The organism is Providencia sp. PROV156 (genome assembly GCF_028480905.1).
Classification (GTDB): Bacteria; Pseudomonadota; Gammaproteobacteria; order Enterobacterales; family Enterobacteriaceae; genus Providencia; species Providencia hangzhouensis.
The window spans coordinates 1-24,830 of record NZ_JAMPPE010000042.1; the positions used below are offsets into that span (position 1 = coordinate 1).

The following is a 24,830-nucleotide window of genomic DNA, read 5'->3' on the forward strand; positions in this document are numbered from 1 at the left end:
CCTTCAGAATTACACAACCTTTTTTTTAAAAAAAAACTCTGTTTGCGGATAAAATAGCCACCTTGTGCTTTTTCACCGCATAACGGTTATAAAAGAAACGACTTCATGCCTATAATTCTAGCTTTAGCAACCTACTGGCTCATAAATTCATAATGAACTAATGGGTTATTTAACAGCTATCTTTTATTTCTTTTTATGGTTATCACTATGAACACACTTTTACGTCCTTATTTAGGTATTTACCCTTCTATTAATGCACGCGTTTTCATTGACCCATCTTCTGTTGTAATTGGAGATGTTCGCATAGCTGATGATGTCAGTATTTGGCCTCTTTCTGTTTTGCGTGGTGATGTTAACTATATTTCTATTGGTGCACGCACCAATATTCAAGATGGCTCAGTTCTACATGTCACACATAAATCCGCAAGTAACCCTGAGGGGAACCCGTTAATTATTGGAGAAGATGTCACCATTGGTCATAAAGTTATGTTACATGGTTGCACTATAGGAAATAGAGTGCTAGTTGGAATGGGTTCAATTGTTATTGATGGGGCTATAGTAGAAGATGACGTTATTCTTGGGGCTAACAGTTTAGTAACTCAAGGAAAAAGACTCGAATCCGGTTACTTATATACAGGGAGCCCAGCAAAAGCCATCCGAAAATTGACTGATGCTGAGTTAAGCCATTTACGTTATTCAGCGAATAACTATGTCGAATGGAAAAATAACTATTTAGCATCTGATAATATGTAAAGCCCATCGTCATCATCGAGGCCTTGTTCAATCAAGGCTTCAAACTCTTCTTCTATATCCCATCGATACTGCTGAAATAAACTCAAAGGTGTTTCTTTTTTACCATAACGTTGAAATAACAATGACTGAGGAATTGCACATTCCGCAAGCATTCCGCTGATCAACACAGGAAAGCGTACTTGCTTGGATAGCGCATCCCACTCTTCTCTATCAGGGAATTGAATTTGCTGATTCACCCTTTCAATTCCTTATATAAGGCAGATAGAACAGGTGTAATTTCAGGAAGAATGCCATGCCATAGTTTAAAAGAAAACGCGGCTTGCCCTACTAGCATACCTAGGCCATCGGCTATTTTAGTCACTTGATGTTGAGTCGCAAACTCAAGGAAGGGCGTTAATGATGATTGATAAAACATGTCATAGCATGCAACTTGATCGCTAAACACATTTGGATTGATTGCAGGAACCTCTCCACTTACACCAGATGAAGTCGCATTGATAATCAGATCAAAATCAGCAGATACGATCTGTGAGATCTCTTTCCCGCACATTTTACCTAGTGCTGAAAATTCATTAACTAATAATTCAACCTTAGAAAAGGTTCTATTTGTCAAAGTGATATCACAGCCATATTCTAAAAGTGGCAATAATGCTCCACGTGTCGCACCACCAGCACCAATCATTAATATTCGGCTATTTGGATGAACAAACTTTAAACGTTGTAAATCTAACAAAAGCCCCATTCCATCGGTGTTGTCGCCCAACAATCGATTATCATCAAGCTTCATCACCGTATTAACAGCGCCACAAACTTGAGCTCTTGCAGTTAATTCAGAAACAGCCTGAAAAGCACGTTCCTTAAATGGCAAAGTAATGTTTGCGCCCTTTCCACCCTGAGAAAAAAAACCTATTAGACTTTGTTCGAATCCTTCGATTGGTGCTAGGACTTTTTCATATTCAAGGGAAACCCCTGTTTGCTCTGCAAACATTTTGTGTATAACAGGTGATTTACTGTGTTGAATTGGATTACCAAAAACCGCAAACATTTCCATCAATATTATCCTTTACGATATAATTGCCCTGTTTTTGCATCTCTTATTTCAGATGGGTTTTGACGACCACCGACCATTCCATCAAGAACAGGAATACTCCCGTTGAACTGTGCAATAACATCTTCAGTTGTCCTACAAGGCTCTAACCCACTTAAATTAGCACTTGTAGATACCAAAGGTTTGCCATAATGACGGCATAATTTTTTTACTAATTCATGGTCTGTAACTCTCACTGCGATAGTATCAAACCGACCTGTCAACCATTTTGGAGTCGTTACTTTTGCCGGGATCACCCATGTTACTGGCCCCGGCCATGTTGCAAACATCGCTTGCTTTTGTTCTTCTGTTAGTTGCTCATCATCTATATAGTCTTTTAATTGCTCGTAGCTATCAGCGATAAGGATTAATCCTTTTTCCCAAGGGCGTTGCTTTAACTCTAATAACTTATATACCGCTGTTTCACTATCAGGGTCACAACCTAAACCAAATACGGCTTCTGTTGGATAGGCAATAACCTCCTCATGTTGTAATGAACTAATAATACTTTCAATTGCAGGTGTAGATATATTTGACATAGTTTTAACTCATTATTCTTCTTGTTGTTTACCGCAGCGTTTGCTGGCACAAAATAATCTTACTCCCTGTCCCCCCCTTTTTTCCATAAGTAATGGATACTCACAATACTTACATTTACCATTAATAGGCTTATTATTTAATATAAACTGACAGTTAGGGTAATTGTCGCAAGCATAAAAAGTCTTACCATAACGCGATGTTCTCTGTAATAAATTCCCTTTTTGGCATTGAGGACAAGAAATTTTAGTTTCATCCGGTTTATCAATTAGCTCAATATGTTCACATTCAGGATAATTACTACAACCAATAAACATGCCAAATCGGCCTTGCTTAAGCACTAGGTCGTGACTACATTTAGGACAATGTTGACCTTCTAATACTTTAATTATATGACTTTCCACCGTAGGTCTTAGCGGTCTCATATAATGACATTGTGGATAACTTGAACAACCTAAAAAAGGCCCATGTGAACTATTGCGGATAACAAGCAAAGAATCGCATTCTGGACAATGTTCATTTTTTTCTGTATCGAAGGGCAGTTGTTTAGACATGTTTTTCTCTACTGTTGCTTTTAACTAAGTTACTCTGGTATACCCACCAGCCCCCGAGCTAACTACCCCATTAATTTCCATCTCAGTTAATATGGTAATAATTTGAGTAACTGGAATTTGGGTTTGTTCTGCAATGACATCTACTGGTGTCGCTTGGTACCCAACCATACCTAAAATTTTATTTTCTACCACATTAAACTCAAGTGGTGCCTGTTCTATAGGTAATTCGGTTTGTATCCAATTTAACCCATCACCTATATGCTGTAAAACATCCTCAGGTTCAGCTAATAGATAAGCTCCCTGCTGTAATAACCAATGGTTGCCATGAAATGCAGAGTTACCTAATGGAGCAGGCAATGTAAATAAGTCGCGGTTTTGCTCTAATGCATACCTAGCGGTTATCAGTGAGCCACTTTTCATCCCTGCTTCGATTACAATAACTGCTTTACTTAACCCACTAATAATACGGTTTCTCTTGGGAAATTGTTTAGGTAATGGTGGTGCATCAGGCCAATATTCTGAAATCAAAGCACCATAATTTTTGATTTTTTCAGCCAATTCAGTATGTTGACGTGGATAAATATTCGCTAACCCGCTACCTAAAACCGCAATTGTTTCACCTCGATTATCAAGGGCAGCCTTATGGCTTATACCGTCGATACCTAATGCAAGCCCACTGGTGATGGTTATACCATGATGGACAAAGCTCTTCACAAATAGGTTAGTCCATATTCTGCCGTATTCACTTGCTCTACGACTTCCAACTACAGCAATTTGTGGCGTTACCAATAATTCACTTTTTCCCACGACAAATAATAAAAGAGGAGGACGGTAAATTTGCTTTAATAAAAAAGGGTAATGGGAATCACAGAAAGTAATCATTTGATGATGTTTATTTGAAAGCCATGCCTGTACTTTCTCAAGCCGGTGCATAGAGACATTCATAAACTGTAATTGCTGTATTTCATTCAAACCATGATGGTGTAAAGTCTGATAGCTAATTTTATTTAGTTGTTTTAGCTCATTAATTATTCTTACTGCATTCAGAGGTAATAACCTTTTAACCTGTGACATTCTTAACCAAATTTCTTGGATATTCATTATTGTCATCCTGACTCATCAACAAATAGGTTCTTCAGTGAACAAATCATAACCAATACTGTCAATATGAATGAGAAATGTCTAGAATAGTCATTAATTCCCATTCACATTTTGGAAACTGCTCGAAAAATTTATGTCAGTCTTAAACGTATTACATTACCCAGACGAACGCTTACGCACAATTGCTAAGCCAGTAGACAAAGTTGATACTTCTATACAGCGTATCGTTGATGATATGTTCGATACCATGTATGAAGAAGAAGGTATTGGCCTTGCAGCAACACAAGTTGATATCCACCAGAGAATCATCGTTATTGATGTGTCTGAAACTCGTGATGGTCGCTTAGTTCTTATTAACCCTGAATTACTAGATAAATCAGGGGAAACGGGGATCGAAGAAGGTTGCTTGTCTATTCCAGAACAACATGGCTTCGTCCCTCGTGCTGAGCAGGTAAAAGTTCGCGCGCTAAACTATAACGGAGAGTCTTTTGAACTGGAGGCTGATGGTTTATTAGCTATCTGTATCCAACATGAGATGGACCACCTTGTTGGTAAACTATTCGTTGACTATTTATCGCCTTTAAAACGTCAGCGCATCCGCCAGAAAGTTGAAAAGTTAGACAGACTAAGAGCAAAAGAAGCCAAAAATAGCTAATTCGCTACATATAAATAGGGAAATTAACGTGTCAGAGCCATTAAAAATTATTTTTGCGGGTACCCCCGATTTTGCGGCCAAACATTTAGCTGCTCTCTTAGATACTAGACACCAAATCGTTGGCGTCCTCACTCGCCATGATAAACCTGCGGGAAGAGGTAAAAAGTTAACTCCGAGCCCTGTCAAGGTTCTCGCTGAAGAACACCAAATCCCTGTTTTTCAACCAGTATCTCTTAAAGATAGCGAAAACCAGCAGTGGATAAAAAACCAAAATGCAGACTTAATGATAGTTGTTGCCTATGGCCTGATTCTACCGCAAGCCGTTCTCGATATTCCTCGCTTAGGTTGCTTGAATGTTCACGGCTCTTTGTTACCTCGCTGGAGAGGAGCGGCACCAATTCAACGTTCTATTTGGGCTGGTGATACTGAAACGGGTGTGACTATTATGCAAATGGATGCAGGTTTAGATACTGGAGACATGCTTTACAAAGCAATTTGTCCAATTAACCCTAGTGATACAAGCGCCTCGTTATATGACAAATTAGCAATAATAGGCCCAGAAGCATTAATTCATACTGTTGAAATGCTATCCTCAGGCCAATGCACAGCTGAAAAACAAGATGATTCATTAGCAAATTACGCTGAAAAATTATCAAAAGAAGAAGCTCGCATTAATTGGCAAGATGATGCTGTACATATTGAGCGCTGTATTCGTGCTTTCAATCCTTGGCCAATGAGTTATTTCATGGTTGAAGAGCAACTCATTAAAGTTTGGCAAGCTGAAGTACTCGAAGAAGCACATGATAAGCAACCAGGAACAATTATTAGCGCTGACAAAAAAGGTATATGCATTGCCACAGGAAATGGCATACTAAATATTACTCAGCTACAACCGCCTGGCAAAAAAGCAATGAGTGCACAAGATATCCTAAACTCTCGTCGCGAATGGTTTACCCCAGAGCAAGTTCTAGCATAACGAACTTGTAAACTGCCTGATACCTTCAGGCAGTTTTATTTCAGTCACTAATGAATTCATCCTCACCATATGAAAAACACATATAATTTGCGTAGTATCGCGGCAACAGCAATTTTCCAAGTCCTTGATAACGGCCAATCATTAAGCACTGTACTGCCTGACTTACAACGCAATATCAATGATAAAGATAAAGCTTTATTACAAGAAATTTGCTTTGGCGTTTTACGTTATTTACCTAAACTTGAATGGTTTATTAGCCAGCTAATGGAAAAACCATTAACGGGTAAACAAAGAACTCTACATTACTTAATTATGGTAGGCATCTACCAGCTACTTTATACTCGTATACCGCCTCATGCTGCATTAGCAGAAACAGTAGATGGCGCAGTTGCACTGAAAAAGCCCCAATTAAAAGGGCTTATTAATGGCGTATTACGTTCATTTCAGCGCCAACAAGTACAATTAGAAGAAAGGATTGCTAACAACACTAGCCAATATTTACATCCAAGCTGGTTATTAAAACGCCTACAAACTGCCTATCCAGAGGATTGGCAATCTATTATTGAAGCAAATAACCAACGCCCACCTATGTGGTTAAGAGTAAACTCTCAACATCACACTGCTGCACAATATCTCAACTTACTAGAACAATCTGAGATAACCGCACATTTGCACCCCTCACATCCAAATGCTATTCGGTTAGATGAACCCACCGCAGTATCTCGTCTTCCGGGCTTTGAAGATGGCTGGTCAACAGTACAAGATGTCTCAGCTCAAGGCTGCGCTGAATTGCTAGAACCTCAAAATGGGGAAAGTATTTTAGATTTATGTGCAGCACCAGGTGGAAAAACAACCCATATTTTAGAATTAGCCCCTAGAGCGAATGTTATTGCTGTAGATATCGATGAATATCGCCTTAAAAGAGTGAAAGAAAATCTAATTCGTCTTAAGCAACATGCTGTTGTTATACAAGGAGACGGCACACAGCCTGAAAAATGGGCGAAAGATCAGCAATTTGACCGTATTTTACTTGATGCACCTTGCTCCGCTACAGGCGTTATTAGGCGTCATCCTGATATTAAATGGCTACGCCGTGATTCGGATATAAATGAATTGGCGCAACTACAAGCTCAAATTCTCGAAGCTATCTGGCCTTATTTAAAACCGGGCGGTACTCTACTTTATGCCACATGCTCAATTATGCCCGAAGAAAATGGAAAGCAAATACAAAATTTCCTATCTAAACATAATGACGCCAGTCTAAATGATGGAACCGATGCTGGGTTACAAGTATTACCAAGTACTAATGGTGGTGATGGTTTCTTTTATGCACGCTTAGTCAAAAAAGTGTAGTAAATTGTAGCCAGCTCTCTGATATAGGAAGATGTAATGAAGATCATTATTCTAGGTGCTGGGCAAGTTGGCGGAACGCTTGCTGAAAATTTAGTTGATGAGAACAATGATATTACCGTCGTTGATACCGATGCTGATCGGTTACGTCAATTACAGGATCAATTCGATCTTCGAGTGGTAAATGGTCATGGCTCTCACCCTAGAGTGCTTCGAGATGCAGGCGCAGAAGATGCGGATATGTTAGTAGCCGTTACCAATTCAGATGAAACTAACATGATTGCTTGCCAAATTGCATATAGCCTATTTAATACCCCAAATAAAATAGCGCGTATCAGGGCGACAGAATATATCCGTGAAGCTGACAAATTGTTTCTGCCTGAACAAATCCCGATTGACTACTTAATATCGCCAGAACAATTAGTTATCGACTACATCTATAAATTAATTCAATACCCTGGCGCCCTTCAGGTTGTAAACTTTGCAGAAGGCAAAGTTAGCATAGTTGCTGTAAAAGCTTATTATGGCGGCTCACTCGTTGGTAATGCACTATCGAGCTTACGCGAACACATGCCACATATTGATACTCGTGTTGTCGCTATTTTCCGTCAAGATAGACCTATTCGCCCTCAAGGCTCAACAATTATTGAAGCGGGTGATGAGGTTTTTTTTGTTGCTTCAACACAACATATCCGAGCCGTAATGAGCGAGCTGCAAAGACTAGAAAAGCCATACAAACGTTTGATGATAGTCGGTGGTGGTAACGTCGGAGCCGGTCTAGCAAGGCGACTAGAAAAAGATTACAGCGTGAAACTTATTGAGCGAAACCAGAAGCGTGCAACAGAACTTGCTGAGTTACTGCATGATACCATTGTATTTTATGGCGATGCATCCGACCAAGAACTACTCACAGAAGAACATATTGAGCAAATGGATGTTTTTATTGCCCTAACAAATGATGATGAAGCTAATATTATGTCTGCTATGTTAGCAAAAAAAATGGGGGCTAAAAAAGCAATGGTTCTTATACAACGCTCTGCATACGTTGAACTCGTTCAAGGTGGGGTGATTGATATTGCGATTTCACCTCAACAGGCAACTATTTCTGCTTTATTAAGCCATGTTAGAAAAGCGGATATAGTCAATGTTTCATCTTTAAGAAGAGGCGTTGCGGAAGCTATTGAGGCAATTGCACACGGTGATGAAAATACGTCAAAAGTTGTTGGCAAAAAAATATCTGAAATTAAACTTCCTCCTGGAACTATTATTGGTGCAATTGTTCGTGAAGAAGAAGTCATTATAGCTAGTGATTACCATATAATTGAACAAGGTGACCATGTCATTATGTTTATTACAGATAAAAAGTATGTACCCGAAGTTGAAAAATTATTTCAACCAAGTCCATTCTTTTTATAAAAATAAAAATAGTAAATATTTGTAGCTTAATAATTTTAGCGACTATAATTTGTTAACCTAATACATGTTTTGTTTCAATTGAGTTATTTATTAAGGGGTCGTCTAATGAGCTTTTTAAAAGATTTCCGCGAATTTGCTATGAAGGGCAATGTAGTGGATATGGCAGTTGGTATTATTATTGGTGCTGCATTTGGTAAAATTGTATCTTCATTAGTTGCTGATGTCATTATGCCTCCGCTAGGTTTACTAATCGGAGGTGTTGATTTCAAATCATTCAGCGTAGTATTAAAAGAAGCACAAGGTGATTTACCAGCAGTAGTACTAAATTATGGTATGTTTATACAAACCGTTTTTGACTTCGTTATTGTTGCGTTCGCTATCTTTATGGCAATTAAGGTCATGAATAAAGTTCGCCGTGAAAAAGAAGCCGCACCAGCAGAGCCAGCCCCACCATCTAAAGAAGAAGTTCTATTATCAGAAATTCGTGATCTTTTAAAAGAACAAAATAAAAATTAACTAAAAGGCCAGTGGTAATAAGTAAATAAACCTATTACCGCTGGCCTCCCAGTTAACTGACTTCTTATTTTTTTCTTTTCTTGTGTAACTGCCTTTTCCTTTTTTATTTTTTTCAACTCTTTGGCGAAATAGTGGGTCATGTAGTAATGCTTCAATCGCATTATCTTTAATCTCACCACGTTTATGTTGATATTTACTCATGATATACCCTCATATAATTAGCAGATTGTATAATTAATAAACTTTAGATGCACCTTTTTCTAATATTTCCATAATGGAGCAATAGGTTGTCGCATGTTCTTCTCCACAACATGCTGAACTTAACATCTTCAGCGAATCGCGCATAATAATAAGCTCTTGTATCTTTTTTTCAACTTCAAGTAATCTGAGATCAACAATCTGTTTAGATTCTTGGCAGGTATGATGTTCAGGATCCACTCGTATTGAAAGTAGTTCAGTGATAGCTTCTAAAGTAAAACCTAACTGTTTTGCATAACGAATAAAACGCAGCCGCTGTAGGTCTTGTTCCGTAAATAACCGATACCCGCCTTCTGTTCTTTCTTTATGTCCCATCAAACCTTGTTTTTCATAAAAACGAATCGTATCAGGCGTCACATCTGCTAGCCTAGCAAGTTCACCTATCTTATACATGCTCATAATACTTACCTGTAAATATGGGTTAACCACGAAAAAATCAAGGGAATAAATTTATTTGAAGAAGTAAGAATAGCAGGTACAAAAAAACCGGGCAAACATACCCGGTTTTCTTGAAAGCGACGGCAGATTACTCTGCAGCTGCTTCTTGAGACTCAACAGCACGGTCAACAAGCTCGATGTAAGCCATCGGAGCATTGTCACCTGTGCGGTAGCCACACTTAAGAATACGAGTGTAACCACCTGCACGAGCTGCGAAACGAGGTCCCAGTTCATTAAATAATTTTGCAACGATCTCGTTATCACGAGTACGTGCGAATGCCAGACGACGATTAGCTACGCTGTCGGTCTTGGCAAGAGTAATCAGCGGCTCAACGACGCGACGCAGTTCTTTCGCTTTAGGCAGAGTCGTCTTGATGATTTCATGACGAACTAAAGAACCTGCCATGTTACGGAACATAGCTTGGCGGTGGCTGCTGTTGCGGTTCAATTGACGACCACTCTTACGATGGCGCATGACCTTATCCTTCTCAGTAAAACCTTAACCTGTGATCTTAATCATCAGCAATACTTGCTGGTGGCCAATTTTCTAAGCGCATGCCCAGAGAAAGACCACGAGATGCCAAGACGTCCTTAATTTCAGTAAGAGATTTCTTACCAAGATTCGGAGTTTTAAGCAACTCAACTTCTGTACGCTGTACCAGATCACCGATGTAGTGGATAGCTTCTGCTTTGAGGCAGTTAGCAGAGCGGACAGTCAATTCCAGATCGTCAACTGGGCGCAATAAGATAGGATCGAATTCTGGTTTTTCTTCTTTAACTTCAGGCTGACGTACATCACGTAAGTCAACAAAAGCTTCAAGTTGTTCAGCCAGAATGGTTGCCGCACGGCGAATCGCCTCTTCAGGATCGATTGTACCGTTAGTTTCCATTTCAATAACTAACTTATCCAAGTCTGTACGTTGCTCAACACGAGCTGCTTCAACATTGTAGGCAATACGCTCTACTGGGCTGTAGCAAGCATCGACTAACAAACGACCGATTGGGCGCTCATCTTCTTCCGAATGAACTCGGGCAGAAGCCGGCACATAACCACGACCACGCTGTACTTTAATTCGCATATTAATAGATGCGCTTTCGTCAGTCAGGTGGCAGATGATGTGCTGTGGCTTGACGATTTCGACATCACCATCATGGATGATGTCGGCTGCAGTCACAGGGCCAATGCCAGATTTATTCAAGGTTAAAATAACTTCATCTTTCCCCTGAACTTTTACCGCCAGCCCTTTCAGGTTGAGGAGAATCTCCAGGATATCTTCCTGTACACCTTCTTTGGTGCTGTACTCATGCAGTACACCATCAATCTCAACCTCTGTCACCGCACAACCCGGCATAGACGAAAGCAGAATACGGCGCAGTGCGTTACCAAGAGTATGGCCAAAGCCACGCTCTAAAGGCTCAAGGGTCACCTTAGCGTGCGTCGAACTCACTTGCTCGATATCTACCAGGCGCGGTTTTAGAAACTCTGTCACAGAACCCTGCATTGTGTCCTCTCTTTGGTGCTAAGCTTTACTTGGAGTAAAGCTCGACGATCAGGTGTTCGTTAATGTCCGCAGACAAGTCAGTACGTTCAGGAATACGTTTGAACACACCTTCCATTTTAGCAGCATCAACTTCCAGCCAAGTTGGCTTCTCACGCTGTTCAGCCAGCTCTAAAGCAGCCTTAATACGAGACTGTTTTTTAGCTTTCTCACGAACGCTGATAACGTCATTCGGGGAAACCTGATAAGAAGCGATATTAACTACACGGCCATTTACCATGATAGCTTTATGGCTAACCATTTGACGTGCTTCTGCGCGAGTTGCGCCAAAGCCCATACGGTAAACGACGTTATCAAGACGACCTTCCAGCAAAGTCAGCAGGTTTTCACCTGTGTTGCCTTTCAGACGTGTTGCTTCTTTGTAATAGTTACGGAATTGACGTTCCAGAACACCGTAGATACGACGAACTTTTTGTTTTTCACGTAACTGGACGCCATAGTCAGACAGACGCGGTTTACGCGCACCGTGCTGGCCTGGAGCCTGTTCTAATTTACACTTGGTGTCAATCGCGCGAACACCAGACTTCAGGAAGAGGTCTGTTCCTTCGCGACGGCTCAGCTTGAGCTTAGGACCCAAATATCTAGCCATTTTCTTTCTCCAACAGTCCTAAAAAAAACGAAACGTATTAAACGCGACGTTTTTTCGGTGGGCGACAACCGTTATGAGGGATAGGAGTCACATCAGTAATATTAGTGATGCGGAAACCAGCGGCGTTCAGAGCACGAATTGTTGATTCGCGACCCGGACCCGGTCCCTTAACCATAACTTCCAGGTTCTTGATACCGTATTCTTTCACGGCTTCTGCGCAACGCTCTGCTGCAACCTGAGCTGCAAACGGAGTGGATTTGCGAGAACCACGGAAACCGGAACCACCGGCAGTTGCCCAACCCAATGCGTTACCTTGACGGTCTGTAATAGTAACGATTGTGTTGTTGAAAGAAGCATGGATATGAGCCACACCGTCTGAGACTTGTTTTCTTACACGCTTACGTGCACGAATTGGTGCTTTTGCCATTATTCAATACCCCGACTTATTTCTTGATCGGCTTACGCGGACCCTTACGGGTACGAGCGTTAGTCTTAGTACGCTGTCCGCGCACAGGAAGACCACGACGATGACGTAAACCACGGTAACATCCAAGGTCCATCAGACGCTTGATGCTCAGGGTAATTTCACGACGTAAGTCACCTTCTACAACGTATTTAGCAACTTCGTCACGCAGCTTGTCGATTTGTTCTTCAGACAGCTCACTGATCTTAACATTTTCAGCAATACCAGTTGCTTCACAGATAGCCTGTGAACGAGTTTTGCCGATACCGAAAATCGATGTTAAAGCGATTACAGTATGTTTATGATCAGGAATGTTAATGCCTGCTATACGGGCCACTATGCACTCCTAAGTTAAAATATACATTACTGTGCTGAAAAGCCCGTTTTCAGGATACTCAAACAATAATGTATCTTAGATAAAAAAGATTGGCTGGCTAATTTAGCCAGCTCAACCCAACTTTGCAAGAAAAAAATGCTTTTTCTTAACCTTGACGTTGTTTATGTCTTGGTTCAACACTACAAATTACACGAACGCTACCATTGCGACGAATAATTTTGCAGTTACGGCATAATTTCTTGACGGAAGCACGAACTTTCATTTTTACTCTCCGTAACTTCTAAGCAAACCATAATCACACTAAATGATTACTTACCTTTCAGGTTTGCTTTCTTCAATGCAGACTCATACTGACTTGACATCATCAGAGTTTGCACTTGAGCCATAAAGTCCATGATAACGACAACCACGATTAAGAGGGAAGTACCACCAAAATAGAAAGGTACTTTCATTGCGTCACGCATGAACTCCGGGATTAGGCAGATGAAGGTAATATATAATGCGCCAACTAATGTTAAGCGAGTCATTACCTTATCAATGTACTTGGCCGTTTGCTCTCCCGGACGAATTCCTGGTACAAATGCACCGGACTTCTTCAGGTTATCTGCTGTTTCTCTCGGGTTGAAAACCAACGCCGTATAGAAGAAACAGAAGAAGATGATCGCAGATGCATAAAGTAACACATATAACGGTTGACCAGGCTGTAAATACATAGAAATTGTAGTCAGCCAGTCCCAGCCAGTTCCATCACCAAACCAAGAAGCTATTGTACCCGGGAATAGTATGATACTGGAAGCAAAAATTGCAGGAATTACACCCGCCATATTCACTTTTAACGGTAAATGTGTACTTTGTGCTGCGTAAACACGGCGGCCTTGCTGACGTTTAGCGTAATTAACGACGATACGACGTTGACCACGTTCCATAAACACAACAAAGAATGTAACCGCGAATACTAACACCGCAACCAACAGCAACAGGAGGAAGTGCAGATCGCCTTGCCGAGCTTGCTCGATGGTATGGCCAATAGCCGGCGGTAATCCCGCAACAATACCAGCAAAGATAATGATAGAAATACCGTTACCGATACCTCTTTCAGTTATCTGCTCACCTAACCACATAAGGAACATAGTCCCCGTGACTAAGCTAACAACAGCCGTAAAGTAGAACGGGAGACCCGGATCAATAACTAACCCTTGCATCCCTGGCATATTCGGTAGACCCATTGCAATACCAATAGATTGGAATATTGCTAATACCAGAGTACCCCAACGAGTATATTGGCTTATCTTCCGACGACCTGCTTCTCCTTCCTTCTTAATCTCTGCTAACCGTGGATTAACCACTGATAATAATTGGATGATAATCGATGCCGAAATATACGGCATGATACCCAAAGCAAAGATAGAAGCACGGCTAAGAGCACCACCAGAGAACATGTTAAACATTTCAATGATGGTGCCTTGTTGCTGTTCGAGCAATTTGGCAAGCACAGTGGCATCAATACCAGGGATTGGAATAAAAGAACCAATTCGGAAAACAATTAGCGCACCAATTACAAACAAAAGTCTGCGTTTAAGTTCGCCAGCTCCACCCTTGGCACTTTGAAAATCTAATCCTGGTTGTTTAGCCATCTGTCACTTATTCCTCAATTTTACCGCCGGCAGCTTCGATTGCAGCGCGAGCACCTTTAGTAACACGAAGGCCACGTACAGTAACTGCACGGTTCACTTCGCCAGACAGAATAACTTTCGCATATTCAATCTGGATGCCAACAACGTTCGCGGCTTTCAGTGCGTTCAGATCAATAACATCGCCTTCAACAGCAGCAAAATCAGACAGACGAATCTCTGCAGTGATCATTGCTTTGCGTGAAGTGAAGCCGAATTTCGGCAGACGACGGTATAAAGGCATCTGGCCACCTTCGAAACCACGACGTACGCCACCGCCAGAACGAGATTTCTGACCTTTGTGACCACGGCCGCCGGTTTTACCGAGACCAGAACCGATACCACGACCTACGCGTTTAGGCGCGTGCTTGGCACCTTCAGCCGGAGACAGAGTATTTAAACGCATCTCTTACTCCTCAACTTTAACCATGTAGGAAACCAAGTTGACCATACCACGTACAGCAGGAGTATCCTCGCGCTCTACTGTATGACCAATGCGACGCAGACCTAAACCGACCAGTGTTGCCTTATGCTTAGGCAGACGACCGATTGAACTGCGAACTTGTGTAATTTTAATAGTCTTAGCCATAGCCGATTACCCCAGAATTTCTTCGACGGATTTTCCACGCTTAGCTGCGACCATTTCTGGAGACTTCATGCTGTCTAAAGCATCCAGTGTTGCACGAACCACGTTGATTGGGTTAGTGGAACCATAGGTTTTAGCCAGTACGTTGCGAACTCCAGCTACTTCTAAAACAGCACGCATTGCACCGCCGGCAATGATACCGGTACCTTCGTGAGCAGGTTGCATAAACACACGAGAACCAGTGTGTGTACCTTTCACAGGGTGGAACAATGTGCCGTTGTTTAGAGCAACGGTTTTCATACTGCGACGGGCTTTTTCCATCGCTTTCTGGATTGCTGCCGGAACTTCGCGCGCTTTGCCGTAGCCAAAACCAACGCGACCGTTACCATCACCAACTACAGTCAGTGCGGTAAAGCTGAAAATACGGCCACCTTTAACGGTTTTTGCTACGCGGTTTACCGCGATCAGCTTTTCCTGCAGTTCGCCAGCTTGTTTTTCGATGTGAGCCATCTTACACCTCTACCTTAGAACTGAAGGCCAGCTTCACGGGCAGCATCTGCCAGTGCCTGGACTCTACCATGATATTGGAAACCAGAACGGTCAAAAGCAACAACAGTGATGCCTTTTTCCAGTGCGCGTTCAGCAATTAATTTACCAACTACTGCTGCTGCATCTTTGTTTCCAGTGAATTTCACTTGCTCATTGATAGCTTTTTCTGTAGTAGAAGCTGCAACCAATGTTTCAGAACCGTTCGGTGCGATAACCTGCGCATAAATATGGCGTGGAGTACGATGTACCACCAGGCGAGTCGCACCCAACTCTTGGATCTTACGGCGTGCGCGGGTCGCACGACGGATACGAGCTGCTTTCTTATCCATAGTGTTACCTTACTTCTTCTTAGCCTCTTTGGTACGCACGATTTCATCGGCGTAACGAACACCTTTACCTTTGTAAGGTTCAGGACGACGGTAAGCACGCAGTTCTGCTGCAACTTGACCAATCACTTGCTTATCCGCACCTTTCAGTACGATTTCAGTTTGTGTTGGACATTCAGCAGTAATGCCTGCTGGCAGTGCGTGTTCAACCGGATGCGAGAAACCTAAAGACAAGCTTACTGCATTGCCTTTGATTGCTGCACGGTAACCAACACCGACCAGTTGAAGCTTTTTAGTGAAGCCTTCGGTAACACCAACAACCATTGCATTACACAGTGAACGAGTAGTACCCGCTTGTGCCCATGCATCATCAAAACCTTCGCGTGGTGCGAAAGTCAGTTGATTGTCTTCGCTTTTAACTTCAACTGCATTATGGATAGTACGAGTAAGCTCGCCGTTTTTACCCTTAATCGAAATAACCTGACCGTTGAGTTTTACCTCTACGCCGGCAGGAATGACGACGGGTGCTTTTGCCACACGAGACATTCTTTCCTCCCGAATTAAGCTACGTAGCAGAGAATCTCGCCACCAAGACCAGCTTGGCGAGCTGCACGATCAGTCATGACACCTTTAGAGGTAGAAACAACAGCGATACCTAAACCAGCCATAACTTGTGGCAGCTCATCTTTTTTCTTATAGATGCGCAGACTTGGGCGGCTTACACGCTGAATGCTTTCTACAACAGCCTTACCTTGGAAATAACGTAAAGTCAGTTCCAGTTCTGGCTTGATGTCGCCTTCAATTTTAAAATCTTCAATATAACCTTCTTCCTTCAGCACTTTGGCAATTGCCACTTTCAGCTTGGAGGAAGGCATGGTGACCGCAACTTTGTTCGCGGCCTGACCGTTACGGATACGGGTCAGCATATCCGCGATGGGATCTTGCATGCTCATCTGTCTTTACTCCCGTGATTCAAATGGAATTACCAACTTGCCTTTTTAAGGCCCGGGATTTCACCGCGCATAGCGGCTTCACGGACTTTAATACGGCTCAGACCAAACTTCCGCAGGAAACCGTGCGGACGCCCTGTTTGACGGCAGCGGTTACGCTGACGAGAAGGACTTGAATCACGTGGCAGTGTTTGCAGCTTGAGAACAGCGTCCCAGCGATCTTCATCAGATGCTTTAACATCAGAGATGATAGCTTTCAGTTCTACGCGTTTTGCGAAGAATTTCTCAGCTAATTTAGCACGTTTAACATCACGCGCTTTCATAGATTTCTTAGCCATGAGTACCCTGCCTTACTTGCGGAACGGGAAGTTGAACGCTGCTAACAGTGCGCGACCTTCGTCATCTGATTTCGCAGTAGTGGTGATAGTAATATCTAAACCACGTACGCGATCCACTTTATCGTAATCGATTTCAGGGAAGATGATTTGTTCACGAACACCCATGCTGTAGTTACCGCGACCATCGAAAGACTTAGCGGACAAGCCACGGAAGTCACGAATACGTGGTACAGCAATAGAAATCAGACGCTCAAGGAACTCCCACATGCGTTCGCCACGCAGGGTTACTTTACAGCCGATTGGATAGCCCTGACGGATTTTGAAGCCTGCAACAGATTTGCGTGCTTTGGTGATCAAAGGTTTTTGACCTGAGATCGCTGTTAAATCAGCTGCTGCATTATCCAGCAGTTTTTTATCAGCAATCGCTTCACCAACACCCATATTCAGGGTGATCTTCTCGACCCGAGGGACTTGCATGACAGAAGTGTAGCTAAACTCGGTCATGAGTTTATTAACTACTTCGTCTTTATAGTAATCATGCAGTTTCGCCATCGTATACTCCAAAAATTACTTGATAGTTTCACTGTTAGATTTGAAGAAACGGACTTTTTTGCCGTCTTCGAATCTAAAGCCTACACGGTCAGCCTTACCAGTTGCCGCGTTAAAGATTGCAACGTTAGAAACTTGAATAGCCGCTTCTTTTTCAACGATGCCACCTGGTTGGTTCAGAGCCGGTACAGGCTTCTGATGTTTTTTAACCAGATTGATACCTTCAACGATAACTTTACTAGAAGAAATAACCTGCTTTACTTTACCGCGCTTACCTTTGTCTTTCCCAGTTAGCACGATAACTTCGTCATCACGACGGATTTTCGCTGCCATAGTTCGCTCCTTAGAGTACTTCAGGTGCCAGAGAGATAATTTTCATAAACTTCTCGTTACGAAGTTCACGAGTTACCGGCCCAAAAATACGCGTACCGATTACTTGCTCACTGTTATTATTTAATAACACACAAGCATTACCATCGAAGCGAATGACAGAACCGTCAGGGCGACGTACACCCTTCTTGGTGCGCACCACTACCGCTTTCAGGACATCACCCTTTTTAACTTTACCGCGTGGAATTGCTTCTTTAACAGTAATTTTAATGATGTCGCCTACATGTGCATAGCGACGGTGCGAGCCACCTAGAACCTTGATACACATTACGCGACGTGCACCGGAGTTGTCGGCCACGTTCAGCATAGTCTGTTCTTGGATCATTTTAGTGCTCCGCTAAATGTCAACTACTACTGAGCCACCTCATTATGAAGAGGCCGTTCAAATATACCCATACTACGAGGGCGCGGCATTATAACACCACATCATCGTGTTGGACAGAAAAAAATAAACGGCTCAATCAAAAAGAGCCGTTTATTCATCAAGAAAAGTTATTCTATTACAGAACAGCTTTTTCTACAACGCGAACTAAGGCCCAAGACTTAGTCTTAGACAGTGGACGAGTTTGGCGGATTTCTACCACGTCACCAATTCCACATTCATTGTTCTCGTCATGTACGTGCAATTTAGTCGTACGACGGATGAATTTACCATACAGAGGGTGTTTCACCATACGTTCGATAGCAACAACAATAGATTTCTCCATTTTATCGCTAACTACACGACCTTGCAGAGTACGGATTTTATCGCTCATTACGCACCTGCCTTCTCAGTCAGTAAAGTCTTCACACGTGCGATATCGCGACGCACTTGTTTCAACAGATGAGACTGTTGCAGCTGACCGCTTGCAGCCTGCATACGTAAATTAAATTGTTCACGTAACAGGTTCAAAAGTTCAGCATTCAGCTCTTCAACGCTTTTTTCGCGCAGCTCTTGTGCTTTCATTACATCACCGTCTTAGTTACAAAGGTGGTTTTGATAGGCAGTTTCGCTGCTGCCAGAGAGAATGCCTCACGAGCCAGCTCTTCAGGCACACCGTCCATTTCGTACAGTACTTTACCAGGCTGAATTAAGGCAACCCAATATTCTACGTTACCTTTACCTTTACCCATACGAACTTCGAGTGGTTTCTCAGTGATTGGTTTGTCTGGGAACACACGGATCCAGATTTTACCTTGACGCTTAATAGCACGGGTCATAGCACGACGCGCCGCTTCGATCTGACGTGCAGTCAGACGACCACGGCCAACAGCTTTAAGACCGAAAGTGCCGAAGCTAACATCCGTACCTTGCGCTAGACCACGGTTGCGGCCTTTGTGCACCTTACGGAATTTTGTACGCTTTGGTTGTAACATCAGCGACTCTCCTTACTTGCGGCCTTTACGCTGCTGCTTTTTAGGTTGAGCAGCTGGTTTCTCAGCTTGTTCAACAGCAGCCATACCACCCAGAATCTCACCTTTGAAGATCCATACCTTAACGCCGAGAACACCATAAGTGGTGTGCGCTTCTGAAGTGTTGTAATCGATATCAGCACGTAATGTGTGCAGTGGCACACGGCCTTCACGATACCACTCGGTACGAGCGATTTCAGCACCGCCTAAACGGCCACTGACTTCAACTTTAATACCTTTAGCGCCCAGACGCATTGCGTTCTGTACCGCACGCTTCATAGCACGACGGAACATAACACGACGTTCCAGCTGTGAAGAAATGCTGTCAGCAACTAATTTAGCGTCTAGTTCTGGTTTACGAACTTCGGCGATATTGATTTGCGCAGGAACACCAGCGATATCCGCTACTGTTTTACGCAGTTTTTCAACGTCTTCACCTTTCTTACCGATAACGATACCTGGGCGAGCAGTGTGAATAGTCACACGGATGCTTTTCGCAGGACGTTCGATAACGATGCGAGAGATTGACGCTTTTGCCAATTCTTTATTCAAGTACTGGCGTACTTTGTAATCGCTGTCTAGGTTGTCAGCGAATTCATTGGTGTTCGCATACCAAGTAGAGTTCCAAGGTTTGACAATACCCAGGCGAATACCATTAGGATGTACTTTCTGACCCATTGCTAGTCTCCAGAGTCTCAGCGATCGGACACAACCACAGTAATGTGGCTGGTGCGCTTAAGAATACGATCTGCACGGCCTTTCGCACGCGGCATGATGCGTTTCATGGTTGGACCTTCGTCTACGAAAATTTTCGCAACTTTCAGGTCATCAATGTCAGCGCCATCGTTTTGCTCTGCGTTAGCAATTGCAGATTCAAGTACTTTCTTCACTAAACCAGCAGCTTTCTTGTTGGTGTAGGTCAGAATTTCCAGAGCTTGCGACACTTTCTTACCGCGAATCAGGTCGGCAACTAAGCGAACCTTCTGGGCAGAAGAACGAGCGTGGCGATGCATAGCTAAAGTTTCCATCTCTTCCTCCTATCCTTAACGTTTCTTAGCTTTCTTATCTGCCGCGTGGCCGCGATAAGTGCGAGTCGGTGCGAATTCACCCAGTTTGTGACCAACCATTTCGTCGGTTACGAAAACTGGAACATGCTGACGACCATTATGGACAGCGATGGTCAATCCGATCATATTAGGAAAGATCGTTGAACGACGGGACCAAGTCTTAAGAGGCTTCTTGTCTCCGCTTTCCACCGCTTTCTCTACCTTCTTCAGCAAGTGCAGGTCAATAAAAGGACCTTTCTTGAGAGAACGTGGCATGGTTTATCCTCTAATTATTTTTTAGAACGATGACGTACGATGAATTGATCAGTACGCTTGTTACTACGAGTTTTCTTACCTTTGGTCTGAACGCCCCATGGTGTTACTGGGTGTTTACCAAAGTTACGGCCTTCACCACCACCATGTGGATGGTCTACTGGGTTCATCGCAGTACCGCGAACGGTAGGACGAACACCACGCCAGCGGCTAGCACCAGCTTTACCGAGAACACGTAACATATGTTCAGCGTTACCAACTTCACCAAGAGTTGCACGGCAATCAGCTAAAACTTTACGCATTTCACCAGAACGCAGACGTAATGTGACGTAAGCACCATCACGAGCAACGATTTGAGCGTAAGTACCTGCTGAACGCGCTAACTGTCCACCTTTACCTGGTTTCAGTTCGATATTATGAACTGTAGAACCAACAGGGATGTTGCGCATCGGCAGTGCGTTACCAGCTTTGATTGCTGAATCAACACCAGATTGAATCTGGTCGCCAGCTTTCAGGCCTTTTGGTGCAAGAATATAACGACGTTCACCGTCTTTATATAGAACCAGTGCAATGTTCGCAGAACGATTTGGATCATATTCCAAACGCTCAACAACTGCAGGAACACCGTCTTTGTTGCGTTTGAAGTCAACTAAACGATAATGCTGCTTATGGCCACCACCGATATGACGGGTAGTGATACGGCCATTGTTGTTACGACCACCGGATTTGCTGTTTTTTTCTAACAGCGGAGCATAAGGTTTACCCTTATGCAGCTCAGGGTTAACCACTTTAACTACGTGGCGACGGCCCGGAGACGTAGGTTTACATTTAACAACTGCCATTGTTCTTTACTCCTCCGACTTACTCAGCACCGCTAATGAAGTCCAAATTTTGGCCTTCTTTCAGCGTGACGTAAGCTTTTTTCCAGTCGCTACGACGACCGAAACGCTGACCGTGGCGTTTAGTTTTGCCTTTAACCAGCAAAGTGTTAACACCTTCAACTTCAACTTCAAACAGTTTCTGTACAGCAGCTTTGATTTCTGCTTTAGTCGCGTCTTTCGCAACTTTGAGAACGATGGTATTGCTTTTTTCCATCGCTGTAGAAGCTTTTTCAGATACATGCGGCGCGCGCAGTACTTTTAGCAGACGTTCTTCACGGATCATGCCAGCATCTCCTCAACTTGCTTCACAGCATCAGCAGTCATAACCACTTTGTCGAAGGCGATCAGGCTAACCGGGTCAATACCTGCTGCATCACGAACGTCAACCTTATACAGGTTACGCGCTGCTAAAAACAGATTTTCATCTAATTCAGCAGTGATGATCAGAACATCTTCCAGAGCCATATCTTTCAGTTTCTGTGCCAGCAACTTAGTTTTAGGTGCTTCAACAGAGAACTTCTCGACAACGATCAGACGATCTTGACGTACCAACTCAGAGAGGATGCTTTTTAAAGCACCACGGTACATCTTCTTATTAACTTTTTGACTGTGGTCCTGTGGTTTAGCTGCGAAGCTAACACCACCAGAGCGCCAAATTGGGCTCTTTACTGAACCAGAACGTGCACGGCCAGTACCTTTTTGACGCCATGGTTTTTTACCTGAACCAGAAACTTCAGCACGAGTTTTCTGAGCACGAGTACCTTGACGAGCACCAGCTGCATACGCAACAACTACTTGGTGAACAAGCGCTTCATTGAAATCACGCCCGAAGGTAGTTTCGGAAACAGTCAGCGCGCTTTGCGCGTCTTTCATTACCAATTCCATTCCTATCTCCTCGACGTTAAGCCTTGACAGCCGGTTTTACGATCAGGTTGCTACCAGTTGCTCCTGGAACAGCACCTTTGACCAGCAGCAGGTTGCGCTCAGCGTCAACACGTACTACATCTAGGCTTTGAACAGTTACACGCTCATTACCCAGTTGGCCTGCCATTTTCTTGCCTTTAAACACTTTGCCCGGAGTCTGGTTTTGACCGATAGAACCCGGAACACGGTGAGACAAGGAGTTACCGTGAGTAGCATCTTGAGTACGGAAATTCCAGCGCTTAACTGTGCCTGCAAAACCTTTACCTTTAGATGTACCAGTAACGTCGACTTTTTTAACGTCAGCGAAAATTTCAACGCTAATGCTTTGACCTACTGTGTATTCTGCACTGTCTTCAATGCGGAATTCACGCAGGATACGGCCAGCTTCGACGCCAGCTTTAGCGAAATGACCTGCTTCAGGCTTAGTTACACGATTAGCTTTTTTGCTACCGGTAGTAACCTGAATTGCATTATAACCGTCAGTTTCTGCAGTTTTAACCTGAGTAACACGGTTATTTTCAATTTCGATAACAGTTACAGGTATAGAAACGCCATCTTCAGTGAAGATACGAGTCATACCGACTTTCTTACCGACTAAACCTTTCATTGTTTCAACCTCTCAATCGTTCGACGACCTGATTAACCCAGGCTGATCTGCACGTCAACGCCGGCAGCCAGGTCCAGACGCATCAGAGCATCAACGGTCTTTTCGGTTGGCTCAACGATGTCAACCAGACGCTTGTGAGTGCGAATTTCGTACTGATCACGCGCATCTTTGTTAACGTGCGGAGAAATCAGAACGGTAAAACGCTCTTTACGTGTCGGCAGCGGGATAGGACCACGAACTTGCGCACCAGTGCGCTTAGCAGTCTCTACGATTTCCGCAGTTGATTGATCGATTAAACGATGATCAAAAGCTTTCAGGCGGATACGGATTCTTTGGTTCTGCATGAGACCAGAGCTCCAACTATTTTATAAACGTAAATGATTACTCCTCGTACCCATTTCGATTGATGGGAGAGTGTAATCGTTCTTGATGTAACTTCCAAATCGGAAGTATTGTCTAAATGAGCAACAAATTGTTAACTCAATACTGATATTTCAGTCCTAAAATATAGGGCTTACTCATCAGTAAGCCCGCGCATTATACGTAAATTATAGGGAAACGCAAGCAATCGAGGAAAATATGTGCGAATTTTCTAGGGGAGTAATGAAAAAAACCTCAACCATGGAATACACTATGGTTGAGGTTAGTTATTAACTTAATAAAACAACAGTACTGAATAAGACTTTATTCTTCTTTAACTTGTGCTTGAAGATAGTTTTGAATTCCCATACGAGTAATCAGCTCTAGTTGAGTTTCTATCCAATCAATATGATTTTCTTCATCAGCTAAAATTTCAATCATCAGGTCTCGACTGACGTAGTCATGAACCGAATCTGCATACTTAATAGCTTCCTTTAGATTTTTTGCCCCATCGATTTCAAGTTGTAAATCTGACTTCAGCATTTCTTCAACATCTTCACCAATATTCAATTTGCCAAGATCTTGTAAGTTAGGAATACCTTCGAGGAAAAGAATTCGCTCTATATATTTATCTGCGTGCTTCATTTCATCAATTGATTCGTGATATTCCATCTCATTGAGACGTGTAAGCCCCCAATTTTTAAACATGCGTGCATGCAAAAAATATTGGTTAATTGCAACTAACTCATTGCCCAGTAGTTTATTTAGGTGGGCTATCATTTTTTTATCGCCTTTCATTTCTACCCTCCATCGCTTCCAGTCTTTTAAGTGTAGTACTGAAATTGATGTTAGTGTGATTTTTACACAATGTATTTAAACAAAAGGTGATAAATATGGTGGGAATAATTTGACTGGTATTAAATACTATGCGACTTCAGTTGCGCACGCATCCTCAAAAATCATTTGCTCTTCATATAAAATTGCCTTCGTCTGTCGAATACATTTTCCACATTCTAAGCCTACAGGCAGAATTTGTCGTAGACCCTTTAGTGAGGTCACTTGATACTTTCTTGCGGCATTTCTGATCTGTTTATCAGTAATGGCTTCACAAAGGCAGATGTACATGATGCTTACCTGTATAAATCACATACAGATAGTTTAAATAAAAATGATTTGCATTTCAATTATCATTACTAATGATTTACAAAGATCATTTACCACTGAGCGATTAATTACACAAGCAAGTGAAATCAAAAGAAAAAATAACTTTTAATATGAATGATTCGGCTAATATATAGCAACGTAATGCTGCAATTTTATGTAGTCAAAATTTTGCTTATAACAACAAAAGGGCACCTAAATAAGGTGCCCTTTTTTAAAACTAGATAAAGCTATGTATT

Annotated in this window: 43 protein-coding genes; 6 read left to right on the forward strand and 37 right to left on the reverse strand. The window is 42.7% G+C overall.

Annotated elements, in window-relative coordinates:
* Positions 1 to 207: 207 nt before the first annotated feature.
* Positions 208 to 753 carry a gamma carbonic anhydrase family protein gene (locus tag PSF31_RS20250; RefSeq protein WP_096865182.1) on the forward strand — a complete coding sequence of 182 codons (546 nt, stop codon included), beginning with the start codon at positions 208 to 210 and terminating at the stop codon, positions 751 to 753.
* Here the strand turns inward: PSF31_RS20250 and PSF31_RS20255 are convergent.
* From PSF31_RS20255 to dprA, 5 genes are read right to left on the reverse strand one after another with little or no spacing between them, the layout of a single operon-like run.
* Positions 729 to 989, reverse strand: coding sequence for a DUF1488 domain-containing protein (locus PSF31_RS20255; RefSeq protein ID WP_096865181.1), 261 nt, complete (start codon positions 987 to 989; stop codon positions 729 to 731). The genes PSF31_RS20250 and PSF31_RS20255 overlap by 25 nt on opposite strands.
* Positions 986 to 1,804: a shikimate dehydrogenase gene (aroE, locus tag PSF31_RS20260; RefSeq protein WP_096865180.1), complete on the reverse strand. Its 819-nt coding sequence runs from the start codon at positions 1,802 to 1,804 to the stop codon at positions 986 to 988. The genes PSF31_RS20255 and aroE overlap by 4 nt, the downstream gene beginning before the upstream one ends.
* 5 nt (positions 1,805 to 1,809) lie before the next feature.
* Positions 1,810 to 2,379: an L-threonylcarbamoyladenylate synthase type 1 TsaC gene (gene tsaC / locus PSF31_RS20265; RefSeq protein ID WP_096865179.1), complete on the reverse strand. Its 570-nt coding sequence runs from the start codon at positions 2,377 to 2,379 to the stop codon at positions 1,810 to 1,812.
* A gap of 12 nt (positions 2,380 to 2,391) precedes the next feature.
* Positions 2,392 to 2,931 carry a DNA topoisomerase family protein gene (locus tag PSF31_RS20270; protein ID WP_164561265.1) on the reverse strand — a complete coding sequence of 180 codons (540 nt, stop codon included), beginning with the start codon at positions 2,929 to 2,931 and terminating at the stop codon, positions 2,392 to 2,394.
* A 24-nt stretch (positions 2,932 to 2,955) separates the two neighbouring features.
* Positions 2,956 to 4,032, reverse strand: a complete 1,077-nt coding sequence (gene dprA / locus PSF31_RS20275; protein WP_036959221.1) for a DNA-processing protein DprA — start codon at positions 4,030 to 4,032, stop codon at positions 2,956 to 2,958.
* 133 nt (positions 4,033 to 4,165) lie between these two features.
* Between dprA and def the strand changes: the two genes are divergently transcribed.
* From def to mscL, 5 genes are all read left to right on the forward strand, one after another.
* Entirely contained in the window at positions 4,166 to 4,687 is a 522-nt protein-coding gene (gene def, locus PSF31_RS20280) for a peptide deformylase (RefSeq protein ID WP_096865178.1), read from the forward strand.
* Positions 4,688 to 4,715: 28 nt separating this feature from the next.
* Positions 4,716 to 5,663, forward strand: coding sequence for a methionyl-tRNA formyltransferase (gene fmt, locus PSF31_RS20285; protein WP_096865177.1), 948 nt, complete (start codon positions 4,716 to 4,718; stop codon positions 5,661 to 5,663).
* A gap of 69 nt (positions 5,664 to 5,732) precedes the next feature.
* Positions 5,733 to 7,016, forward strand: a complete 1,284-nt coding sequence (rsmB, locus tag PSF31_RS20290; RefSeq protein ID WP_004265505.1) for a 16S rRNA (cytosine(967)-C(5))-methyltransferase RsmB — start codon at positions 5,733 to 5,735, stop codon at positions 7,014 to 7,016.
* A gap of 36 nt (positions 7,017 to 7,052) precedes the next feature.
* Positions 7,053 to 8,429: a Trk system potassium transporter TrkA gene (trkA, locus tag PSF31_RS20295; RefSeq protein ID WP_004265502.1), complete on the forward strand. Its 1,377-nt coding sequence runs from the start codon at positions 7,053 to 7,055 to the stop codon at positions 8,427 to 8,429.
* A gap of 105 nt (positions 8,430 to 8,534) precedes the next feature.
* Positions 8,535 to 8,945 (forward strand): large-conductance mechanosensitive channel protein MscL, encoded by a 411-nt coding sequence (mscL, locus tag PSF31_RS20300; RefSeq protein ID WP_004265501.1) that lies wholly within the window; start codon positions 8,535 to 8,537, stop codon positions 8,943 to 8,945.
* Here mscL and PSF31_RS20305 read toward each other — a convergent pair whose 3' ends face one another.
* The 32 genes from PSF31_RS20305 to bfd form a co-directional block, all read right to left on the reverse strand.
* The gene (locus PSF31_RS20305) at positions 8,946 to 9,146 is read right to left on the reverse strand and encodes an alternative ribosome-rescue factor A (RefSeq protein WP_004265498.1); all 201 of its coding nucleotides are present in this window, start codon (positions 9,144 to 9,146) and stop codon (positions 8,946 to 8,948) included.
* A gap of 33 nt (positions 9,147 to 9,179) precedes the next feature.
* Positions 9,180 to 9,596, reverse strand: coding sequence for a Zn(2+)-responsive transcriptional regulator (gene zntR, locus PSF31_RS20310; protein WP_036959225.1), 417 nt, complete (start codon positions 9,594 to 9,596; stop codon positions 9,180 to 9,182).
* Positions 9,597 to 9,729: 133 nt separating this feature from the next.
* The gene (rplQ, locus tag PSF31_RS20315) at positions 9,730 to 10,116 is read right to left on the reverse strand and encodes a 50S ribosomal protein L17 (protein ID WP_004907152.1); all 387 of its coding nucleotides are present in this window, start codon (positions 10,114 to 10,116) and stop codon (positions 9,730 to 9,732) included.
* 37 nt (positions 10,117 to 10,153) lie between these two features.
* The gene (locus tag PSF31_RS20320; protein WP_004265491.1) at positions 10,154 to 11,143 is read right to left on the reverse strand and encodes a DNA-directed RNA polymerase subunit alpha; all 990 of its coding nucleotides are present in this window, start codon (positions 11,141 to 11,143) and stop codon (positions 10,154 to 10,156) included.
* Positions 11,144 to 11,168: 25 nt separating this feature from the next.
* Positions 11,169 to 11,789 (reverse strand): 30S ribosomal protein S4, encoded by a 621-nt coding sequence (rpsD, locus tag PSF31_RS20325; RefSeq protein ID WP_004265487.1) that lies wholly within the window; start codon positions 11,787 to 11,789, stop codon positions 11,169 to 11,171.
* A gap of 37 nt (positions 11,790 to 11,826) precedes the next feature.
* Positions 11,827 to 12,216 carry a 30S ribosomal protein S11 gene (gene rpsK, locus PSF31_RS20330; protein WP_002919257.1) on the reverse strand — a complete coding sequence of 130 codons (390 nt, stop codon included), beginning with the start codon at positions 12,214 to 12,216 and terminating at the stop codon, positions 11,827 to 11,829.
* A 16-nt stretch (positions 12,217 to 12,232) separates the two neighbouring features.
* Positions 12,233 to 12,589 (reverse strand): 30S ribosomal protein S13, encoded by a 357-nt coding sequence (rpsM, locus tag PSF31_RS20335; RefSeq protein WP_004907144.1) that lies wholly within the window; start codon positions 12,587 to 12,589, stop codon positions 12,233 to 12,235.
* 145 nt (positions 12,590 to 12,734) lie between these two features.
* Complete coding sequence (rpmJ, locus tag PSF31_RS20340; RefSeq protein WP_004265484.1) at positions 12,735 to 12,851, reverse strand: 50S ribosomal protein L36; 117 nt, start codon at positions 12,849 to 12,851, stop codon at positions 12,735 to 12,737.
* A gap of 46 nt (positions 12,852 to 12,897) precedes the next feature.
* A complete protein-coding gene (gene secY, locus PSF31_RS20345; protein ID WP_004265481.1) occupies positions 12,898 to 14,223 on the reverse strand; it encodes a preprotein translocase subunit SecY in 1,326 nt (441 codons plus the stop codon).
* A 7-nt stretch (positions 14,224 to 14,230) separates the two neighbouring features.
* Positions 14,231 to 14,665, reverse strand: a complete 435-nt coding sequence (gene rplO / locus PSF31_RS20350; RefSeq protein WP_004265478.1) for a 50S ribosomal protein L15 — start codon at positions 14,663 to 14,665, stop codon at positions 14,231 to 14,233.
* 3 nt (positions 14,666 to 14,668) lie between these two features.
* Entirely contained in the window at positions 14,669 to 14,848 is a 180-nt protein-coding gene (gene rpmD, locus PSF31_RS20355) for a 50S ribosomal protein L30 (protein WP_004265475.1), read from the reverse strand.
* A 6-nt stretch (positions 14,849 to 14,854) separates the two neighbouring features.
* Complete coding sequence (gene rpsE / locus PSF31_RS20360) at positions 14,855 to 15,355, reverse strand: 30S ribosomal protein S5 (RefSeq protein ID WP_004265471.1); 501 nt, start codon at positions 15,353 to 15,355, stop codon at positions 14,855 to 14,857.
* Positions 15,356 to 15,369: 14 nt separating this feature from the next.
* Entirely contained in the window at positions 15,370 to 15,723 is a 354-nt protein-coding gene (rplR, locus tag PSF31_RS20365) for a 50S ribosomal protein L18 (protein WP_004265467.1), read from the reverse strand.
* A gap of 9 nt (positions 15,724 to 15,732) precedes the next feature.
* Complete coding sequence (gene rplF, locus PSF31_RS20370) at positions 15,733 to 16,266, reverse strand: 50S ribosomal protein L6 (RefSeq protein WP_004265464.1); 534 nt, start codon at positions 16,264 to 16,266, stop codon at positions 15,733 to 15,735.
* A gap of 14 nt (positions 16,267 to 16,280) precedes the next feature.
* Positions 16,281 to 16,673: a 30S ribosomal protein S8 gene (gene rpsH / locus PSF31_RS20375; protein ID WP_004907134.1), complete on the reverse strand. Its 393-nt coding sequence runs from the start codon at positions 16,671 to 16,673 to the stop codon at positions 16,281 to 16,283.
* A 29-nt stretch (positions 16,674 to 16,702) separates the two neighbouring features.
* Positions 16,703 to 17,008 carry a 30S ribosomal protein S14 gene (gene rpsN, locus PSF31_RS20380; protein ID WP_004265458.1) on the reverse strand — a complete coding sequence of 102 codons (306 nt, stop codon included), beginning with the start codon at positions 17,006 to 17,008 and terminating at the stop codon, positions 16,703 to 16,705.
* A 12-nt stretch (positions 17,009 to 17,020) separates the two neighbouring features.
* A complete protein-coding gene (rplE, locus tag PSF31_RS20385; protein ID WP_004265455.1) occupies positions 17,021 to 17,560 on the reverse strand; it encodes a 50S ribosomal protein L5 in 540 nt (179 codons plus the stop codon).
* A gap of 15 nt (positions 17,561 to 17,575) precedes the next feature.
* A complete protein-coding gene (gene rplX, locus PSF31_RS20390) occupies positions 17,576 to 17,890 on the reverse strand; it encodes a 50S ribosomal protein L24 (protein ID WP_004265452.1) in 315 nt (104 codons plus the stop codon).
* A gap of 10 nt (positions 17,891 to 17,900) precedes the next feature.
* The gene (rplN, locus tag PSF31_RS20395; protein ID WP_004265449.1) at positions 17,901 to 18,272 is read right to left on the reverse strand and encodes a 50S ribosomal protein L14; all 372 of its coding nucleotides are present in this window, start codon (positions 18,270 to 18,272) and stop codon (positions 17,901 to 17,903) included.
* 175 nt (positions 18,273 to 18,447) lie between these two features.
* On the reverse strand, positions 18,448 to 18,702 hold the full coding sequence (gene rpsQ / locus PSF31_RS20400; protein ID WP_004265446.1) for a 30S ribosomal protein S17: 255 nt from the start codon (positions 18,700 to 18,702) through the stop codon (positions 18,448 to 18,450).
* Complete coding sequence (gene rpmC / locus PSF31_RS20405; RefSeq protein WP_004265442.1) at positions 18,702 to 18,893, reverse strand: 50S ribosomal protein L29; 192 nt, start codon at positions 18,891 to 18,893, stop codon at positions 18,702 to 18,704. The genes rpsQ and rpmC overlap by 1 nt, the downstream gene beginning before the upstream one ends.
* Entirely contained in the window at positions 18,893 to 19,303 is a 411-nt protein-coding gene (rplP, locus tag PSF31_RS20410) for a 50S ribosomal protein L16 (RefSeq protein ID WP_004265436.1), read from the reverse strand. Before rplP ends, rpmC begins: the two co-directional genes overlap by 1 nt.
* Before the next feature lie 12 nt (positions 19,304 to 19,315).
* The gene (rpsC, locus tag PSF31_RS20415; protein ID WP_004265433.1) at positions 19,316 to 20,017 is read right to left on the reverse strand and encodes a 30S ribosomal protein S3; all 702 of its coding nucleotides are present in this window, start codon (positions 20,015 to 20,017) and stop codon (positions 19,316 to 19,318) included.
* A gap of 17 nt (positions 20,018 to 20,034) precedes the next feature.
* The gene (gene rplV, locus PSF31_RS20420) at positions 20,035 to 20,367 is read right to left on the reverse strand and encodes a 50S ribosomal protein L22 (RefSeq protein ID WP_004265430.1); all 333 of its coding nucleotides are present in this window, start codon (positions 20,365 to 20,367) and stop codon (positions 20,035 to 20,037) included.
* A 15-nt stretch (positions 20,368 to 20,382) separates the two neighbouring features.
* The gene (rpsS, locus tag PSF31_RS20425) at positions 20,383 to 20,661 is read right to left on the reverse strand and encodes a 30S ribosomal protein S19 (RefSeq protein WP_004265426.1); all 279 of its coding nucleotides are present in this window, start codon (positions 20,659 to 20,661) and stop codon (positions 20,383 to 20,385) included.
* Positions 20,662 to 20,675: 14 nt separating this feature from the next.
* The gene (rplB, locus tag PSF31_RS20430) at positions 20,676 to 21,500 is read right to left on the reverse strand and encodes a 50S ribosomal protein L2 (protein WP_004265422.1); all 825 of its coding nucleotides are present in this window, start codon (positions 21,498 to 21,500) and stop codon (positions 20,676 to 20,678) included.
* Positions 21,501 to 21,519: 19 nt separating this feature from the next.
* Positions 21,520 to 21,822, reverse strand: coding sequence for a 50S ribosomal protein L23 (gene rplW / locus PSF31_RS20435; RefSeq protein ID WP_004265420.1), 303 nt, complete (start codon positions 21,820 to 21,822; stop codon positions 21,520 to 21,522).
* Complete coding sequence (gene rplD, locus PSF31_RS20440) at positions 21,819 to 22,424, reverse strand: 50S ribosomal protein L4 (RefSeq protein WP_004265418.1); 606 nt, start codon at positions 22,422 to 22,424, stop codon at positions 21,819 to 21,821. The genes rplW and rplD overlap by 4 nt, the downstream gene beginning before the upstream one ends.
* Positions 22,425 to 22,440: 16 nt before the next feature.
* A complete protein-coding gene (gene rplC, locus PSF31_RS20445; RefSeq protein WP_004265414.1) occupies positions 22,441 to 23,070 on the reverse strand; it encodes a 50S ribosomal protein L3 in 630 nt (209 codons plus the stop codon).
* Between the two features lie 32 nt (positions 23,071 to 23,102).
* A complete protein-coding gene (gene rpsJ / locus PSF31_RS20450) occupies positions 23,103 to 23,414 on the reverse strand; it encodes a 30S ribosomal protein S10 (protein WP_001181005.1) in 312 nt (103 codons plus the stop codon).
* 340 nt (positions 23,415 to 23,754) lie between these two features.
* Positions 23,755 to 24,228, reverse strand: coding sequence for a bacterioferritin (gene bfr / locus PSF31_RS20455; protein WP_004265413.1), 474 nt, complete (start codon positions 24,226 to 24,228; stop codon positions 23,755 to 23,757).
* A gap of 126 nt (positions 24,229 to 24,354) precedes the next feature.
* Positions 24,355 to 24,555, reverse strand: a complete 201-nt coding sequence (gene bfd, locus PSF31_RS20460; protein ID WP_004265412.1) for a bacterioferritin-associated ferredoxin — start codon at positions 24,553 to 24,555, stop codon at positions 24,355 to 24,357.
* Positions 24,556 to 24,830 lie beyond the last annotated feature (275 nt).

Bases quoted from the DNA above. Each gene is read 5' to 3' on its own strand.
- rplO (WP_004265478.1), bottom strand. From the start codon at position 14,665: ATGCGTTTAAATACTCTGTCTCCGGCTGAAGGTGCCAAGCACGCGCCT.
- bfd (WP_004265412.1), bottom strand. From the start codon at position 24,555: ATGTACATCTGCCTTTGTGAAGCCATTACTGATAAACAGATCAGAAAT.
- rplC (WP_004265414.1), bottom strand. From the start codon at position 23,070: ATGAAAGGTTTAGTCGGTAAGAAAGTCGGTATGACTCGTATCTTCACT.
- rpsK (WP_002919257.1), bottom strand. From the start codon at position 12,216: ATGGCAAAAGCACCAATTCGTGCACGTAAGCGTGTAAGAAAACAAGTC.
- rpsE (WP_004265471.1), bottom strand. From the start codon at position 15,355: ATGGCTCACATCGAAAAACAAGCTGGCGAACTGCAGGAAAAGCTGATC.
- rpsH (WP_004907134.1), bottom strand. From the start codon at position 16,673: ATGAGCATGCAAGATCCCATCGCGGATATGCTGACCCGTATCCGTAAC.
- rplP (WP_004265436.1), bottom strand. From the start codon at position 19,303: ATGTTACAACCAAAGCGTACAAAATTCCGTAAGGTGCACAAAGGCCGC.
- secY (WP_004265481.1), bottom strand. From the start codon at position 14,223: ATGGCTAAACAACCAGGATTAGATTTTCAAAGTGCCAAGGGTGGAGCT.
- rplW (WP_004265420.1), bottom strand. From the start codon at position 21,822: ATGATCCGTGAAGAACGTCTGCTAAAAGTACTGCGCGCGCCGCATGTA.
- rplF (WP_004265464.1), bottom strand. From the start codon at position 16,266: ATGTCTCGTGTGGCAAAAGCACCCGTCGTCATTCCTGCCGGCGTAGAG.
- PSF31_RS20305 (WP_004265498.1), bottom strand. From the start codon at position 9,146: ATGAGTAAATATCAACATAAACGTGGTGAGATTAAAGATAATGCGATT.
- zntR (WP_036959225.1), bottom strand. From the start codon at position 9,596: ATGTATAAGATAGGTGAACTTGCTAGGCTAGCAGATGTGACGCCTGAT.
- rpsD (WP_004265487.1), bottom strand. From the start codon at position 11,789: ATGGCTAGATATTTGGGTCCTAAGCTCAAGCTGAGCCGTCGCGAAGGA.
- rplN (WP_004265449.1), bottom strand. From the start codon at position 18,272: ATGATCCAAGAACAGACTATGCTGAACGTGGCCGACAACTCCGGTGCA.
- rplB (WP_004265422.1), bottom strand. From the start codon at position 21,500: ATGGCAGTTGTTAAATGTAAACCTACGTCTCCGGGCCGTCGCCACGTA.
- PSF31_RS20320 (WP_004265491.1), bottom strand. From the start codon at position 11,143: ATGCAGGGTTCTGTGACAGAGTTTCTAAAACCGCGCCTGGTAGATATC.
- tsaC (WP_096865179.1), bottom strand. From the start codon at position 2,379: ATGTCAAATATATCTACACCTGCAATTGAAAGTATTATTAGTTCATTA.
- rplE (WP_004265455.1), bottom strand. From the start codon at position 17,560: ATGGCGAAACTGCATGATTACTATAAAGACGAAGTAGTTAATAAACTC.
- PSF31_RS20270 (WP_164561265.1), bottom strand. From the start codon at position 2,931: ATGTCTAAACAACTGCCCTTCGATACAGAAAAAAATGAACATTGTCCA.
- aroE (WP_096865180.1), bottom strand. From the start codon at position 1,804: ATGGAAATGTTTGCGGTTTTTGGTAATCCAATTCAACACAGTAAATCA.
- mscL (WP_004265501.1), top strand. From the start codon at position 8,535: ATGAGCTTTTTAAAAGATTTCCGCGAATTTGCTATGAAGGGCAATGTA.
- rpsJ (WP_001181005.1), bottom strand. From the start codon at position 23,414: ATGCAGAACCAAAGAATCCGTATCCGCCTGAAAGCTTTTGATCATCGT.
- dprA (WP_036959221.1), bottom strand. From the start codon at position 4,032: ATGAATATCCAAGAAATTTGGTTAAGAATGTCACAGGTTAAAAGGTTA.
- rplR (WP_004265467.1), bottom strand. From the start codon at position 15,723: ATGGATAAGAAAGCAGCTCGTATCCGTCGTGCGACCCGCGCACGCCGT.
- def (WP_096865178.1), top strand. From the start codon at position 4,166: ATGTCAGTCTTAAACGTATTACATTACCCAGACGAACGCTTACGCACA.
- rpsN (WP_004265458.1), bottom strand. From the start codon at position 17,008: ATGGCTAAGAAATCTATGAAAGCGCGTGATGTTAAACGTGCTAAATTA.
- rpmJ (WP_004265484.1), bottom strand. From the start codon at position 12,851: ATGAAAGTTCGTGCTTCCGTCAAGAAATTATGCCGTAACTGCAAAATT.
- rpmC (WP_004265442.1), bottom strand. From the start codon at position 18,893: ATGAAAGCACAAGAGCTGCGCGAAAAAAGCGTTGAAGAGCTGAATGCT.
- rpsS (WP_004265426.1), bottom strand. From the start codon at position 20,661: ATGCCACGTTCTCTCAAGAAAGGTCCTTTTATTGACCTGCACTTGCTG.
- rplX (WP_004265452.1), bottom strand. From the start codon at position 17,890: ATGGCAGCGAAAATCCGTCGTGATGACGAAGTTATCGTGCTAACTGGG.
- rplD (WP_004265418.1), bottom strand. From the start codon at position 22,424: ATGGAATTGGTAATGAAAGACGCGCAAAGCGCGCTGACTGTTTCCGAA.
- rplQ (WP_004907152.1), bottom strand. From the start codon at position 10,116: ATGCGCCATCGTAAGAGTGGTCGTCAATTGAACCGCAACAGCAGCCAC.
- rpmD (WP_004265475.1), bottom strand. From the start codon at position 14,848: ATGGCTAAGACTATTAAAATTACACAAGTTCGCAGTTCAATCGGTCGT.
- rsmB (WP_004265505.1), top strand. From the start codon at position 5,733: ATGAAAAACACATATAATTTGCGTAGTATCGCGGCAACAGCAATTTTC.
- rpsQ (WP_004265446.1), bottom strand. From the start codon at position 18,702: ATGAGCGATAAAATCCGTACTCTGCAAGGTCGTGTAGTTAGCGATAAA.
- bfr (WP_004265413.1), bottom strand. From the start codon at position 24,228: ATGAAAGGCGATAAAAAAATGATAGCCCACCTAAATAAACTACTGGGC.
- PSF31_RS20250 (WP_096865182.1), top strand. From the start codon at position 208: ATGAACACACTTTTACGTCCTTATTTAGGTATTTACCCTTCTATTAAT.
- rpsC (WP_004265433.1), bottom strand. From the start codon at position 20,017: ATGGGTCAGAAAGTACATCCTAATGGTATTCGCCTGGGTATTGTCAAA.
- trkA (WP_004265502.1), top strand. From the start codon at position 7,053: ATGAAGATCATTATTCTAGGTGCTGGGCAAGTTGGCGGAACGCTTGCT.
- rplV (WP_004265430.1), bottom strand. From the start codon at position 20,367: ATGGAAACTTTAGCTATGCATCGCCACGCTCGTTCTTCTGCCCAGAAG.